A 14,577-nucleotide genomic window follows, 5' to 3' on the forward strand; every position below is an offset into this window, starting at 1 on the left:
GGGCTCAGGTCCAGAGCACCGCGATGAAGATGTTGACCATGGTGAGCAGGCCGACCGTGCCGAACAGCGGCTTGGCGATGCTCTCCTCGTCCCGCTTGACGTAGACCAGCCCCAGGATGACGACCAGGACGGCCAGCTTGACGCCGATCTTGATGTTGTCGACGGAGCTGCCCTGGGCCTGGTTCAGGCCGACCAGCGCGACGCCGGTGACCAGCATCGTCAGCGCACCGTGCAGCATCGCCGGCACGAACCGGGCGGTGCCCGCGCCCATCGCCTTCATCTGCGTGAGAAAGCCCCCCAGCAGGGAGGCGATACCAATGATGTGCAGACCGACGAAGACATTGATTACTACGTCCATACGACGGATCGTAACGGTCTCCCCCATAACACCTTCGGGGGGCCTCGTCGCGGCTGTTCCTGGCCTGTTCGTGGCCTGTCCGCGCCGTGGGGCCGGTTCTAGGCTGCGGCGCATGGAGCTGGGGAACGGCAAGGGCGCCGGTTCAGGGGGCTCGGTGGGCATCGCCGACCGGGCCGGTCTCGTACGGGTCATCGAGGTCTGGGCACACGGGTGGGCGCGGGCCCGCACCCACCCGGCGCCGCGGGCGGTCCCGGGCGGCTTCCGCATCGAGCTGGGATCTCCGCGGGACGCCGTGCGGTACATCGTCCCGGCCCCCGACCCCGGGGCGCTGCGCGACCTGGCCCGTACGGTGGCGGCGCCGCACACCTGGCTCAAGATCTTCGCGCCCCGTGCCGAGGTCGCGCCGCTGCTCTCCGACGCCTGGCGCCTCCACGGGCCGCAGTACCTCATGACGGCCCCGCCGCCACCGTCCGACCAGGTCACGCCCGCTCCGCCCGGCTACCGCCTCGACACCGAGGAGTGCGACGGGATCCTGGACGTACGGGTGTGGGCCACGGGCGACGCGGCCGGCGTACCCGCCGCGAGCGGCCGGACCGCGCTCACCGGCGGCACGGGCGGCGCCCCGGTCTCCGCCGTCTACGACATGATCACCACCGAACCGGCACACCGCCGCCGGGGCCTGGGCCGCCTGGTGATGACGACGCTCGGCGTCCACGCCGCCCGGCGGGGCGCCACCGAGGGCGTACTCGTCGCCACCCCCTCCGGCCGGGAGCTGTACACCGCCCTGGGCTGGTGCCTGCGCTCCCCGGTGACGGAGATGGTCTGCGAGGGGTGAGGGGCGTGGGGCGCGGGAGGCTCACGGGGCGTGGGCGGTCCGCGGGGCGCGGGCGGCGGGGCGGCACGGCAGGCCCGGGTGCGCGGCGCGGGCGCTCCGCGGGCCCGGTGCGTCAGCTCCGGACCTGGTGGCTCAGCCAGCGGAAGATCTCGGGGACCTGTTCGCGCCACACCGCGCTCGTGTGACCACCGGCGTCCTTGCCGATGTGCTGCACGGTCACCGTGGTGGGGCGCCGGGCCTCCCGCTGCAGTCCGAGACCGGCTTCGTAGCCGTCGCCGGAGGCGCCGGAGAGGAAGAGCGCGGTGCGCGGCGGGCGGCCGGCCAGGTTGGCCTCCCGCAGCTCGTGCAGCGGGTTGCTCTCGATCCGCAGCTTCGGGTCCTTGCCGGCGAGCGAGGTGGCCTCGCCCGCCGGGTCGTTGTACCCGGACATGCCGACCGCCGCGTGGTAGCGGTCGGGGTGGGCCAGCGCGAGCCGGGTCGCGCAGTGCGCCCCGGCGGAGTAACCGGCCAGCGCCCAGGAATCGGCGCGGTCCTCGGCCCGGAAGGTGTCGATGATCATCTGGCGTACGTCGACGGTCAGCCAGCTGTCGGCGTTGACCTTCCCGGGGATGTTGACGCAGCCCGTGTCGGCGCCCTGGTAGATGTTGGTACGCGGTGCGACCAGGATGAACGGCTTGATCTCCCCGCGCTCCATCAGCGGTTGCAGCTGCCGGCCGGCCGCCAGCGTGCCCAGCCAGGACTTGGCCGAGCCGGGATAGCCGGGCAGCAGCTCGACCACCGGGAACTTCTTGGTCCGGTACGCCGGGTCGTGGTACTGCGGCGGCAGCCAGACATACACCTCACCGCTGACACCGGAGATACGGCCCTGGAGCTCCGTCACCTGCACACCGGGGCCGACCACCGGATCGTCCGCGGGGCGGAACGCCTGGGCCCGGCGCGGCTCGGCGGAGATCTGGCGGCCGCCCAGCCCGTCGGGCCCGAGATCGTGGGCCGCCTCGATGTGGCTCCCGGTGCCGAGCAGGTCGTCCCAGGTGTCGTAGAGGTTGTTGGCGTTGTTGACCAGTACGAAGACCAGGGTGATGGCGGTGGCCTGGGCGAACAGCAGCATCGCCAGACGGACGGCGCCGCGTACCGGACGCGGCCCGGCTATCCGGCTCCACAGCGCCAGCGGCAGGACGATCGCGACGACCAGCAGCAGAAGCGAGGTGAGGAAGAAGGGCGTGCCCGTCAGGCTCATCGGGATCTCGCTTCCAGGACATGTACGACGTGTACGCGATCGACGGGGTGGTGGCCGCGCCGACGGCAGCGAGCCTTTCCGCGCCGTTAGACGGCGTTCCACGACGTCCTGGTTGCCCCTCTTCGCGAGCTTCTTTCCTCCTGTCGCCGGACGGATCTCCGGAGCGGCACCCGGGCCCCGGCCCCGGTGGGCCGGGATCGCCCTCCTCGGCGGGCCTGGCGCCCCTCCGGCGTGCTCCGGGGCGGCCCGGCCCGGAGCACGGCCCCGTGTCAGACCAGGCGGCGGGCGGCGGCCCAGCGGGTCAGTTCGTGGCGGTTGGAGAGCTGGAGCTTGCGCAGCACCGCGGAGACATGCGACTCCACCGTCTTGACGGAGATGAAGAGCTGCTTGGCGATCTCCTTGTACGCATAGCCGCGGGCGATCAGCCGCAGGACCTCGCGCTCCCGCTGGGTGAGGCGGTCCAGGTCCTCGTCCACCGGCGGGGCGTCCGTCGAGGCGAACGCGTCGAGGACGAACCCGGCCAGCCGGGGGGAGAACACCGCGTCGCCGTCGGCCACCCGGAAGATCGCGTCGATCAGGTCCTTACCGGTGATCGTCTTGGTGACGTAGCCGCGGGCGCCGCCCCGGATGACGCCGATGACGTCCTCGGCCGCATCGGAGACCGACAGCGCCAGGAAACGGACCGGCCGCTCCGGGTCGGCCATCTGCGTCACGCTGCGGCGCAGCACCTCCACACCGCCGCCACCGGGCAGATGGACGTCCAGGAGCACGACCTCGGGACGGGTGGCGGTGATGACCGTGATCGCCTGGTCGACATCGGCCGCCTCGCCGACCACCTCGACACCGGTCCGCTCCGTCACCCCGATCTCCGCCTGGACGCCGGTACGGAACATCCGGTGGTCGTCGACGAGCACCACCCGTACGGTGCGCTGCTCCTCGCCCGCCCCGTCACCGACCGGGGAGCCGTCCACCGGCCCCAGCGTCGCGGGCCCGTCGGGTGCCGTGGCGGCGTCGGGGGCCGGTGTGCCGGTGCCGACCGGTGTGCTCAGGGGGGCGTCGCCGCCGCTCGTGCCCTGCTGTGCGCCGTCGCTGTTCATCTCTTCCGTCCGTCCCTCGTGGTCTGCGTCGTCATCATCGCGCGGTGCGGCGGGCCGTGTCGCCGCCGCGGCGTATGCGGCGCCCGGTGGGCGCGGTGCCGGTCATGGGGGTGCCGGTCATGGGGGTGCCGGTCATATGGGTGCCGGTCGCCCGGGTGCTCGTCGGGGCGTTCGCGGGGAGGGCGTTGGGGGCGGCCGTGGTGGCGGGGAGGGACGGGGCGTGGGGCGAGCCGGGGGACGGCGTCATTCGGCGCGCTCCATCTCCAGCTCGACCTCGGTGCCGCCGCCGGGCACGGACCGCAGCCGGGCGGTGCCGCCGTTGCGTTCCATCCGGCCGATGATGGACTCGCGGACGCCCATCCGGTCGTCGGGGACGGCGTCCAGATCGAAGCCCGGCCCCCGGTCGCGTACCGAGACGAAGACCGTGCGGCCCTCCACCTCCGCGAAGACCTGCACCGGCCCGCCGTCGCCGCCGTACTTCGCGGCATTGACCATCGCCTCGCGGGCGGCCTTCATCTGCGCGCCCAGCGCCTCGTCCAGCGGGCAGTCGCCGACGACCACGACCTCGATCGGTACGCCGTGGTGGTCCTCCACCTCGGCCGCCGCCTGACGCACCGCGTCGGCGAGGGTCGCCGGCTCCTCGCCCTCCTCCTGGGTGCGGCCCTCGGGCCGGTACAGCCAGGCCCGCAGCTCCCGCTCCTGGGCGCGGGCGAGCCGGGCGACCTCGCGGGAGTCGTCGGCGCTGCGCTGGATGAGGGTGAGGGTGTGCAGTACGGAGTCGTGGACGTGGGCGGCCACCTCGGCCCGCTCCTGGGCGCGGATGCGCATCAGCCGCTCCTCGGAGAGGTCCTGTATCAGGCGGACGAGATAGGGGCCGACGAGCAGGGCGATACCGACGACGACGGCGAGCGCGGCCTGGAGCACCGAGCTGAGGTGACCCACCGAGCCCTGGAGCACGACGATGCCGGTCACTCCGACGCAGACGAGCACCACCCCGGCCGCACCGCGCAGCGCCGGGAGGACGCCCTTGCGGCGGCCCAGCTCCAGCCACTGTGCGCGGCGGGCGTTGTCGGCCTGCCGCCAGACGAGGGCGACACCCGCGGCTATCAGCAGCACCGGCCACAGATAGCCGCTGCCGAGGCCCAACTGGAACCGGGAGGCGACGAAGGCGGACCCGGCCAGCAGCGCGATCAACGCGATGACCTGGCCCGTGTCCGGTCTGCGGAACCCGGCGCGGCGGGCCCCGTCGGCCGTGGCCCGGCGGTCCTCCACCCCGCCGACGCCGAGCGGGACGAAGAACCAGAACGCGGCGTAGAGCAGCGCGCCCATGCCTTCGGCGAGGAACAGCGCGACGAAGACGACCCGGACCCAGGAGACGGGGAGTCCCAGATGCCCCGCGAGTCCGCGCGCGACGCCGCCGAGCAACCGCCCGTCGGCGCTGCGGTAGAGCTTGCGCACGGGCGGCTCGTCGGATTCCTGCGCGGACGCGTGGTGCGCTCCGGCGCGGGGCGGGGCTGTGGTCATGCACTGATCGTCACACGCGGCGGGCCGGGGGACATCAGGGTGGACCCTGACTCGGTCCCTGAGATTTACGGATGCCGCCGACGGCATCCTGCGCCGGTGCGGGTGCCGTGCGACCGCGCCTCGGCGGTCCCGGCGCGGGCGGGCGCGGGGTTCAGCTCGCGTCCCCGCTCTTGCGGAAGCCGTCCTTCACCTTGGAGAAGAGGTCGCTGAACCTGGCCCAGTCGGCGCTCGGCGCGGAGACGTAGATCGCGTACTCCTTCTCTCCCTCACGGCCGAACCCGAGGTCGATGCCGTGGTACTCCCGCACCTTTCCCTGGAAGGTGAACTCCCAGATGGCGGCCGGGTCGTTCTGGTACATCGTGTCCTGCAGCCGCTTGCGCGAGTAGCTCGGATACTGCTTCTGCAGGTCCGCCTCGACCTGCTTGAAGTGCGCCACCTGGTCGCCGGAGGAGAAGTCCAGCACGCTGATCGTCAGCTGGGCCAGCGAGGCCTGGGAGATGTAGACGATCTGCCGGCCGCCGTCCTTCACCTGCCGCGTCCAGCCGTCCGGCACCGGGTAGGAGACCCCGAGCTGCCGCTCCTCGACACGGTGCATACCGTCCGGGGTGCGCGGGGGCGGCCCGATGGGGTGCTCGGACACGGGAGGCTGTGCGGGGGTGCTGCTCTTCGCCGGTTGCCCCAAGCCGCCGCCCGTCCCGTGGAGCGCGTACCAGGCGCCGCCCGCGCCGCCGCCGGTCGCCAGCACGCCGAGCGCACACCAGAGGGCGACCCGTCCGCGCCGCTTACGGGGCGGTGGGGTCAGCGCGACCGGGCCCGTCTCGTCGGTCCCCGCCAAGGCCGCTCCCCCGGCGGCCGGGAGGAGCGCGCCGCCCAGGGAGCCGGTATCCGCCTCGGCGACCCGTCTGGCCTCCGCCTCCGTCTCGGTGAGGCCACGCGTGTCCGCCACCGCTCCGGTGACCCGGCCGGTGGTCGCGGAATCGGCGGTCGCGGTGTCGGTGACCGCGGCGGCGGTGCCCGGAGAGGGGGCTACCCGGGGGTCGGTGAACGCTCCGGTGCCGCCCGCTCCTCCGGTGAGGCCGGTGGTGGCGCCCGTACTGCTGCGTGCCTGGTCGGACCGTCCGCCGCCCGCGGTGTCCGACGGTACGACCGGCCGGGTCGGCGCCTCGGAGCCGCTCGCCGTGTCGGAGCCGCCGCGCCCGACGGTGCCCAGGGCCAGCGTCGGCCAGCCGATCAGCGCGGTGTCCACCTCCGCCTCGGCGGTGCGCAGCGCCTGCTCGACGACCTCGGCCGTCGGCCGGTCGCCGGGCTCCTTCTCCAGCAGCGCCTCGATCAGCGGCGCCAACGGCCCGGCGTGCGCCGGGGGCTCCAACGGGTCGACGGCGATGGCGTACGCGCTCTCGACCGCCGTGGTCTTACGGAACGGGGGCCGCCCCTCCACGGCCTGATAGAGCGTCGCCCCCAGCGCCCACAGGTCGGACGCGGGACCGGGGGTGCCGCCCTTGACCCGCTCGGGCGCCAGGTAGTCGATGGATCCGACCAGTTCGCCGGTCTTGGTGAGGGTGGACGTGCCGGAGGCGACGGCGATCCCGAAGTCGGTCAGGACGACGCGGCCCTCGTTGCCGAGGAGGACGTTTCCCGGCTTGACGTCACGGTGCAGTACCCCGGCGGCGTGCGCGGCGCGCAGCGCGGCGATCATGCCGCGGCCGATCCGGGCCGCCTCCCGGGGGTCCACGAAGCGGTTCTCCCGCGCCGCCTGCTTGATGAGGTCACCGAGCGTCCCGGCCGGGACGTACTCCATGACGATGCACGGCAGCCCGTCGTCGAGGACCACGTCGTGGACGCTGACCACGTTGGGGTGGTTGATCCGTGCCGCGGCCTGCGCCTCGCGGGTGGTCCGCTCATGGCGGAGGGCCAGCTCTTCCGCGTCCAACTGGGGCGAGACGTGCAGACGCTTGACGGCCACTTGGCGTGCGAGGACCTCGTCCCGGGCCCGCCATACGGTGCCCATACCGCCGCGGCCTATCCGCTCGATCAGGCGATATCGCCCGGCGACCAGTCGCCCCTCGTCCACCGACGCCGCCTCCGTCACCGCACGCCCCTCCGGAAACCCGTACGTATCCAGGGCGCAACGATAGTCTCCGACCCGGCCGATCCGGCCCTCGCCTGCCGCGCGGGTGCACGGTCCGTCCACCGCGCCGAGGCATCTCGGGGGGATATGCGAACCCGCGGGTGATATCGGGGTTGCTCGAGGTCGATCTCAGGGTTCGACCAGGGTTTCCACGGATGCCGGGACTCCGTCGCGCTTGTCACCATGGGTTCATGAACGAAGCAGCCCCCGCCGAGGAATCGGCAGCGCCCGACGGCACCGCCCCGCCGCGCCCGCCGCTGCGCCGCAGCCGACGGCACAAAGTCGTCGCGGGCGTCTGCGGCGGCCTGGGCCGGCAGTGGGACCTCGATCCGGTGATCTTCCGGATCGTCCTCGCCGTGCTCTCCGTCACCGGCGGCCTGGGGCTGATCTTCTACGGCTTCGCCTGGCTGATCATCCCGCTCCACGGCGAGGAGGAGAACGAGGGCCGTCGGCTGCTCTCCGGCCGGGTCGAGGGATCGGCGCTGACGGCGCTGCTGTTCGCGCTGGTCGGCTGCGGGCTGTTCCTCACCACGCTGGGCAAGGGCAGCGTCATGTCCTTCGCCGTCCTGCTGACGCTGGCGGTGGCCGGCGCCGCGTACTGGTCGCGCCGTCACCGGGGCGGCGGCATCGAGGGCCCCGGCCCCCGGGACGCGGCCACCGCGCAGGCCGTCGCCGACGCGCCGCCGGAGACCAAGGCGCCGCCCGGCCCGCAGGCGCTGTCGTGGTGGCGGGGGCCGCTCGGCAAGGAGCCGGCCGGGCTGATGTATCTGTGGGGGCCGGAGCATGCCGACCTCACCTATGAGGGCGGCCACGGTGTACCCGGTGGCCCCGTGTGGCCGCCCGGTTTCCGCCCCGGCGGAGCGGCGGCCCGTCCGGACGGTGCGGCTGCGGCGCCACGGCGCCGGGCGCGGTCCGGGCCGCAGATCGGTGGCCTGGTCTTCCTGCTGGCCGCGCTCGGCGGCGCCGGTACGACGTTCGGCGTCGAGCGGCACGCGCCGTTCTCGCACGCGCTGCAGGCGGGTCTGGCGTGTGCGCTGGTGGTGTTCGGGCTGGGGCTGGTGGTCAGCGCCTGGCTGGGGCGGACGGGCGGCGGCACCGTCTTCATGATGGTGCTGACCGCCGCGCTCCTCGCGGTGTCCACGGTGTTGCCGGACAACCTCAGCGCCGAGTGGCAGAACCGTCATTGGACCCCCACCGAAGTCGCCGCCGTCCAGCGGCATTACGAACTCGGCTCCGGAGAAGGCAGGTTGGACCTCGGAGAGCTGTCCGTCAAGGACGGTCGCACGATCCGTACCGGCGCCGAGGTGGGCGCGGGCCGCCTGGAGGTGACGCTTCCGCCGGGTGTGGAGACGACGGTGCATCTGTCGCTGGGGCTCGGCGATGTGCGGCTGCCCGGCGAGCCCGCCGACGACGTACGGATCTCCGCGGGCGGCCGGCCCCGCACGGTCACGCTGCCCGCCAAGGGGTTGGGGAAGGGGGAGAAGCCGCGCGGCTTCCTCGACCTGACGCTCCGGGTGGGCGCCGGGCAGATCGACGTCCGTCACGCTCCGCCGCCTTCGCCCGCGGAGCCCTCGCCCCCGCCGTCGTCCGGCGCGGCTTCCCCGCCGTCGGCCGGTTCGCGGACCGGGGCGCTCCCCGCTGCCGCGGCCCTACCGGTCGCCGCGCTCGCTCCGGTCGGCCCGCCGGTGCCGGCCGACGAGCGCATACCCTCCGCTCCCCGCGCCGTCACGCTCGTTCCCGGCCCCCGGCCGTCCCAGGGAGGCACCTCATGAAGCGTCACCCCTTCGAACCGGCACGGTTGATCTGCGGGCTGGCCGCGGTGACCGTCGGTGTCGGTTACGCCCTCGACGCCCTCGATGTCTGGCGCGCCCCCGGGCCCTGGCTCTTCCTGGCGATACCGGCCGGTCTGCTGGTCTCCGGTGTCACCGCCGTGATCTGGGCGGTCGCCCGCCGGGGGCGCCCGGGCGCGGAGCGGTAGCGACGAGCCGGCGCCACGACCACGGCGCAGCCACGGCGCGAGGGGGCGGGCACAAGACGGGACGGGGACACGGGGCACAGCCCGATGCCCCGCCTCCTGGGAGGCGTCGGGCCGTTGCCTACTCCCCCACCTCCACGACCCGGACCGCCGACTCCGCGCCGGAGGCGGTGATCACCCGGATCTCGGTGGGGCCCGGGTCGATGTCGGCCGGTACGGGGACGGTCAGGGCGGCGTCCGCCGGGCTGGCGAAGCCGCCCGGTCCGGGCACCAGGGGCACCGGCACATGCACCGTTCCGATGCGTACGACGATGCGGGACAGCAGGTCAGGGGTGCGGGCGCCCGGCGGGACGAAGCCCGTGCCGCGGATCTCGATGTCATCGCCCGGGCGGATCGGCGCGGGCAGATCGCCCGGCTCCCGGGCGCGGACCACCGACAGGATGACGGGCCGGCCGCCCTCGTCGCACTTGGCGGCCAGGTAACCGGCGGCCGACACCACGACGAGCGCGGCGACGGCCCAGCCCGCGGACGGCCGGACAAGTCCGGGCGGCCCGCTCACCACGGTCAGGGCGAGCGCCGCCACCACCACGTTCACCAGCAGATACTGCGTGGCGGCGAGGTCGGCGCGGCCCGCGTCGTCGGCGAAGAGGTCGACGGCCCGGGGGCGTTCGGCCGCCGGCTTCTGGAGCCGGCCGGTCCGGACCCGTGCGGCCACCACGGCGCGCGCCGCCACCGCCGTACCGCCCACCGTCAGCAGGACGAGCAGCATCGGCGGGGCCAGTGCGGCCCGCCCGGACAGCGCGCCGTCCGCCGCCACCGGGGGCGGTACGGCCCCGCCGGGCAGCACGTTCCCGGTCACGGCCGTCAGTACCGCGAAGACCGCCACGCCGAACCAACCGGCCGCGACCGTACGGGAGGTGGACAGCCGCTGGTCCTCGCCGGTGAGCGGCGCCAGTACGCCGCCGTGCCCGCGGTGCCGCCATGCCGTCACGGTGCCGCCGAGCGCCAGGGCGACGGCGGCGGTCAGCGTGGCCGTACGGTGCGCGGTCCAGCCGCCGCCGACCGCGGTCAGCGCCTGGCCGAGGAGGAGCGCGGCGACCGCGCCCCACAGCGTCCGCAGGGTGGAGCGGTGCACGGCGTCGAGCCAGGCCGTGCGGGTGGCGGCGGCGTGTGCCGTCAGGCCCCGGGCGGAGAGGGTGAGTTCGTCGGAGATCCACTGACGGGCGGCCCCGGCGGAGCGGGTCAGTCCGGCCGGTATGCCGCGCCCGGCGGCGTACTCCTCGCGCAGCGCCACGAACGCCGCGACCGCCTTCCGGTGGGCGGCGCGCGCCCCGTGCCCGCACCGGCCACAGCGGCACCCCTCCCCTCCGGCGCCGTCACTCGTCCCCGGAGTCATTCCCGCACCGGGCGCCCCCATCGCCCCGTCTGCCGCTTCCACCGCTACGTCACCGCCGCTCGCCATGACCCCGCGCCGCCCTCGGGCCGCGTTCGGTGTCAACTTCCTTCCCCCGTAAGGGATTACGTCCGGAGGCAGTGTGCCGCAGGTGTCGGGTGGTGCGGGGAAACGTCCAGATGGCGGCGGGTGAAGGCACCGTGTCCGGGTTGACGCCCCGGCGCGCGCCCGGGGCGGCCGGGTATCCGCCGGCGTACCGGCTCTTCATTAGTCGGGCCGCGCGGCCGATACTGCCGCCCTGTCCCCGCACGGTGGAGGTGGCCGGTGCCGAAGGATCCGCTGATGTATCTCGCGCGGCGGGACGCGTACGCCGCGTTCCTCACCGCGAGCGACGCCGAGGGCGCGGTGATCTGGCGCCGCCTGGAGGGCGGTTACGGCTCCCTCGACGCCGCCCTCGCGGCGACCCGGGAGAGTTACGCGGCGACGCAGGCCGCGTTCAACATGCTCGACGTGGAGGGCGTGGGCCCGGTCGAGCAGGCCCGGGAGCTGATGGACCGGCTCCGGGCGCTGCACCGCGTCGATGCGGCGCCGGACGGCGCGTGGGAGACGTACACGGCGGCGCGCACCGCGTTCGTCACGGCGGCCCGGGGATTCCTCGCACGCAACTGACCACGGAGGGAGCCCCCTCGACCAGGCCGGCCGGCGGAGCCGGACCGGAACTCCGCCCCCGAGGCCGACCCTGGACGACGCCCGGGAGCGGGCGGTGCGCCATCGGCTGGAGGGCGCCCACCTGGACGGCGAGCCGGTCGGCTGCTCCACCGTCCGTCCGCCGGTGGACGGCGTGACGACGGTGATCGCGCCGGTCCTCGCCGCGTACCGGCGCCGGGGGTACGGCGCGGAGCTGTACGCCCGCGGGCTGGACCGGGCGCGGCAGCTGGGCGCCGAGGCCGTCGAGACGGTGGTGCTGTCGTCCAACGAGGACGGCTTGCGGTTCACCCTGTGGAACGGCTTCACCGAGACCGAGCGCTATCTGCTGCCGGGCGACACCGTCCCCTGGATCGCCCTGCGGCTGACCTGACGGACGGGGCGCGGGCGCGGGCCGGGCGCCCGCCACGGACACGGACCGGGCGGCGGGGCCCGGCGCGCACACCCCGACGGCCCGCGGACCCGACCCGCCCCGCCTCACCACCACAGCTACACCAGTGGCCCGCGCCCCCTCGCCCCTTCGCCCCCTACCGCCCGCTGAGCAGCTCCACCCCCCGCAGCAGCCCGGAGTGGTCGAGCCCGCCGTCCCCCCGGGCGACCGCCGACGCGATCAGCTGTGCGGCGACCGCGCCCACCGGGAGCGGCACCCCCGCGGCCCGGGCCGCGTCCGTGACGATGCCCATGTCCTTGTGGTGGAGCTCCAGCTTGAAGCCGGGGGTGAAGTCGCGGTCGCGGAAGTTGGCCCGCTTCCTGGCCAGCACCGTGGAGCCGGCCAGGCCGCCACCCAGCACCTCCAGGGCCGCGTCCAGGTCGACGCCGGACTTCTCCAGGAAGACCACGGCCTCGGCGACGGCCTGGAGGTTGACGGCGACGATCAGCTGGTTGGCGGCCTTGACCGTCTGCCCGGCGCCGTGCGGGCCGCAGTGGACCACCGTGGTGCCGACCGCGTCGAAGAGCGGCCGGGCCGCCTCGAAGTCCTCCGCCGTCCCGCCCACCATGATCGACAGCACGCCCTCCACGGCGCCCGCCTCACCGCCGGAGACCGGCGCGTCCAGGACCCGTACGCCCTTGTCCGCGGCGGCCGCCGCGAGGTCGGCCGAGGTCTGCGGGGTGATCGAGGAGTGGTCGATGAACAGGGTGCCGGGCGCCGCATGCGCCAGGACGCCGTCCGGTCCGTAGGCGACCGCCTCGACCTGCGGGGACGCCGGGACCATGATGATCACCACATCCGCCCCGCGCACCGCGTCGGCGATCGACGCCGCCTCCTGCCCGCCGGCCGCCACCAGCGCAGCCGCCCGGCCGGGGCTGCGGTTCCAGCCGCGGACGGTGTGCCCGGCCCGGGCGAGGTTCACCGCCATCGGGCTGCCCATGATGCCGAGTCCGATGAATCCGATCGTGCTCATCGCGCGCCGCTCCTCACTGCTCCACCGGTGCGCCACCGCCCCGCGGCCCGCACCGCCACCTTCGATTCACATTCCGCATCACGGAGATTCAATACCGTCATACGAAATCTTCGCCGCCATCATGCGAGCCGGAGCCTCCGACGTCAACGCCCGCGTCGCCACGTACCGGGGAGCCCACGGCACGTACACCGCCCAGAAACGCGCCGACGCCGCCGCTCACGAGGAGCGACGGCGTCGGCGTCGGGCGTGCGGGAGGACCGGCGGACCGGTCAGCGGGTCACTCCCACTCGATGGTGCCCGGGGGCTTGCTGGTGACGTCGAGGACGACGCGGTTGACGTCCGCGACCTCGTTGGTGATCCGGGTCGAGATCCGCGCCAGGACGTCGTACGGCATACGCGTCCAGTCCGCGGTCATGGCGTCCTCGGAGGAGACCGGGCGGAGCACGATCGGGTGGCCGTAGGTGCGGCCGTCGCCCTGGACGCCGACCGAGCGGACGTCGGCGAGCAGCACGACCGGGCACTGCCAGATCTCGGCGTCGAGACCGGCCGCGGTCAGCTCCTGGCGGGCGATGGCGTCGGCCTCGCGGAGCAGGTCGAGACGCTCCTTGGTGATCTCGCCGACGATGCGGATGCCCAGGCCCGGGCCGGGGAACGGCTGGCGCTGGACGATCTCGTCCGGCAGGCCCAGCTCGGAGCCGACGAGGCGGACCTCGTCCTTGAAGAGCTGCCGCAACGGCTCGACCAGCTCGAACTCGATGTCGTCGGGGAGACCGCCGACGTTGTGGTGCGACTTGATGTTCGCGGTGCCCTCGCCGCCGCCGGACTCGACGACGTCCGGGTACAGGGTGCCCTGCACGAGGAACGCGACCTCGGGGCCCTCTTCCTGGAGGATCTCCAGCTGGGCCTGCTCGAAGACCCGGATGAACTCCCGGCCGATGATCTTCCGCTTCTCCTCGGGGTCGGAGACCCCGGCGAGAGCGGCCAGGAAGCGCTCGGAGGCGTCGACGACCCGCAGCTGAACGCCGGTGGCGGCCACGAAGTCCTTCTCGACCTGCTCGGTCTCGCCCTTGCGCATCAGGCCGTGGTCGACGTACACGCAGGTCAGCTGGGAGCCGATGGCCTTCTGGACCAGGGCGCCGGCGACCGCGGAGTCCACACCGCCGGAGAGCGCGCAGATGGCGCGCTTGTCGCCGACCTGGGCGCGGATGGCCGCGACCTGCTCCTCGACGATGTTGCCGGGCGTCCAGTTGGGCTCGATGCCCGCGCCGCGGTAGAGGAAGTGCTCCAGCACCTGCTGGCCGTGCGTGGAGTGCATGACCTCGGGGTGGTACTGGACGCCGTAGAGCTTCTTCTCGTCGTTCTCGAAGGCGGCGACCGGGACGACGTCCGTGGACGCGGTGACGGTGAAGCCCTCGGGCGCGGCGGAGCAGGCGTCGCCGTGCGACATCCAGACGGACTGCTCGGCGGGGGTGCCCTCGAAGAGGGTGGAGCCGGGCCGGGAGACGGCGAGCGGGGTGCGGCCGTACTCACGGGCGCCGGTGTTGTCGACCGTGCCGCCCAGAGTGGTGGCCATGAGCTGGAAGCCGTAGCACATGCCGAAGACCGGGACGCCGGCCTCGAACAGGGCGCGGTCGACGCTGGGCGCGCCGTCGGCGTAGACCGACGAGGGTCCGCCGGAGAGGATGATCGCCTTGGGGTTCTTGGCGAGCATCTCGGCCACCGGCATGGTGGACGGGACGACCTCGCTGTAGACCCGGGCCTCGCGAACGCGGCGGGCGATGAGCTGGGCATACTGCGCGCCGAAGTCGACTACGAGGACGACGTCCGGGGCGGCGGCAGGGGGCGCTGATGGCACTTCGGCGGCCTTCCGGCGGTGTGGAGCAGGGGTTGGACTTTCGATTCTAACGGGCTCATACTGAGCG

The 14,577-nt window shown here is 74.0% G+C and carries 13 protein-coding genes and 1 pseudogene; 5 read left to right on the plus strand and 9 right to left on the minus strand.

The window, feature by feature from the left end:
• Window positions 1-4: 4 nt before the first annotated feature.
• Window positions 5-358, minus strand: coding sequence for a hypothetical protein (locus ACF1BH_RS03205; protein WP_391640653.1), 354 nt, complete (start codon window positions 356-358; stop codon window positions 5-7).
• Window positions 359-470: 112 nt separating this feature from the next.
• Between ACF1BH_RS03205 and ACF1BH_RS03210 the strand changes: the two genes are divergently transcribed.
• Window positions 471-1,193 carry a GNAT family N-acetyltransferase gene (locus tag ACF1BH_RS03210; RefSeq protein WP_391640654.1) on the plus strand — a complete coding sequence of 241 codons (723 nt, stop codon included), beginning with the start codon at window positions 471-473 and terminating at the stop codon, window positions 1,191-1,193.
• Window positions 1,194-1,305: 112 nt separating this feature from the next.
• Here ACF1BH_RS03210 and ACF1BH_RS03215 read toward each other — a convergent pair whose 3' ends face one another.
• The 5 genes from ACF1BH_RS03215 to ACF1BH_RS03235 form a co-directional block, all read right to left on the minus strand.
• A complete protein-coding gene (locus ACF1BH_RS03215) occupies window positions 1,306-2,430 on the minus strand; it encodes an alpha/beta hydrolase (protein ID WP_391640655.1) in 1,125 nt (374 codons plus the stop codon).
• Window positions 2,431-2,699: 269 nt separating this feature from the next.
• Window positions 2,700-3,527 carry a LuxR C-terminal-related transcriptional regulator gene (locus tag ACF1BH_RS03220; protein WP_391640656.1) on the minus strand — a complete coding sequence of 276 codons (828 nt, stop codon included), beginning with the start codon at window positions 3,525-3,527 and terminating at the stop codon, window positions 2,700-2,702.
• 34 nt (window positions 3,528-3,561) lie between these two features.
• On the minus strand, window positions 3,562-3,774 hold the full coding sequence (locus ACF1BH_RS03225; RefSeq protein ID WP_391640657.1) for a hypothetical protein: 213 nt from the start codon (window positions 3,772-3,774) through the stop codon (window positions 3,562-3,564).
• Window positions 3,771-5,051 carry a PspC domain-containing protein gene (locus ACF1BH_RS03230; RefSeq protein WP_391640658.1) on the minus strand — a complete coding sequence of 427 codons (1,281 nt, stop codon included), beginning with the start codon at window positions 5,049-5,051 and terminating at the stop codon, window positions 3,771-3,773. Before ACF1BH_RS03230 ends, ACF1BH_RS03225 begins: the two co-directional genes overlap by 4 nt.
• A gap of 151 nt (window positions 5,052-5,202) precedes the next feature.
• Window positions 5,203-7,059: a serine/threonine-protein kinase gene (locus ACF1BH_RS03235; protein WP_391641001.1), complete on the minus strand. Its 1,857-nt coding sequence runs from the start codon at window positions 7,057-7,059 to the stop codon at window positions 5,203-5,205.
• Between the two features lie 311 nt (window positions 7,060-7,370).
• Between ACF1BH_RS03235 and ACF1BH_RS03240 the strand changes: the two genes are divergently transcribed.
• Both ACF1BH_RS03240 and ACF1BH_RS03245 read left to right on the plus strand, forming a co-directional pair.
• A complete protein-coding gene (locus ACF1BH_RS03240) occupies window positions 7,371-8,951 on the plus strand; it encodes a PspC domain-containing protein (protein WP_391640659.1) in 1,581 nt (526 codons plus the stop codon).
• Window positions 8,948-9,157 (plus strand): hypothetical protein, encoded by a 210-nt coding sequence (locus ACF1BH_RS03245; RefSeq protein ID WP_391640660.1) that lies wholly within the window; start codon window positions 8,948-8,950, stop codon window positions 9,155-9,157. Before ACF1BH_RS03240 ends, ACF1BH_RS03245 begins: the two co-directional genes overlap by 4 nt.
• A 118-nt stretch (window positions 9,158-9,275) precedes the next feature.
• Here the strand turns inward: ACF1BH_RS03245 and ACF1BH_RS03250 are convergent, their stop codons facing one another.
• Complete coding sequence (locus ACF1BH_RS03250) at window positions 9,276-10,571, minus strand: hypothetical protein (RefSeq protein WP_391641002.1); 1,296 nt, start codon at window positions 10,569-10,571, stop codon at window positions 9,276-9,278.
• A 300-nt stretch (window positions 10,572-10,871) separates the two neighbouring features.
• On the opposite strand from ACF1BH_RS03250, the gene ACF1BH_RS03255 reads away from it, so the two are divergent.
• Window positions 10,872-11,216, plus strand: a complete 345-nt coding sequence (locus tag ACF1BH_RS03255; protein ID WP_391640661.1) for a hypothetical protein — start codon at window positions 10,872-10,874, stop codon at window positions 11,214-11,216.
• A gap of 67 nt (window positions 11,217-11,283) precedes the next feature.
• Window positions 11,284-11,625 (plus strand): annotated as a pseudogene (locus tag ACF1BH_RS03260) (GNAT family N-acetyltransferase); the annotation flags it as partial.
• A gap of 154 nt (window positions 11,626-11,779) precedes the next feature.
• Here ACF1BH_RS03260 and ACF1BH_RS03265 read toward each other — a convergent pair.
• Window positions 11,780-12,691: a 2-hydroxy-3-oxopropionate reductase gene (locus ACF1BH_RS03265; RefSeq protein WP_391640662.1), complete on the minus strand. Its 912-nt coding sequence runs from the start codon at window positions 12,689-12,691 to the stop codon at window positions 11,780-11,782.
• 241 nt (window positions 12,692-12,932) lie between these two features.
• Window positions 12,933-14,510: a glutamine-hydrolyzing GMP synthase gene (gene guaA, locus ACF1BH_RS03270; RefSeq protein WP_391640663.1), complete on the minus strand. Its 1,578-nt coding sequence runs from the start codon at window positions 14,508-14,510 to the stop codon at window positions 12,933-12,935.
• Window positions 14,511-14,577 lie beyond the last annotated feature (67 nt).

Origin of the sequence: Streptomyces sp. NPDC014733 (assembly GCF_043083385.1) — a bacterium.
In the GTDB taxonomy this organism is placed as follows: domain Bacteria; phylum Actinomycetota; class Actinomycetes; order Streptomycetales; family Streptomycetaceae; genus Streptomyces.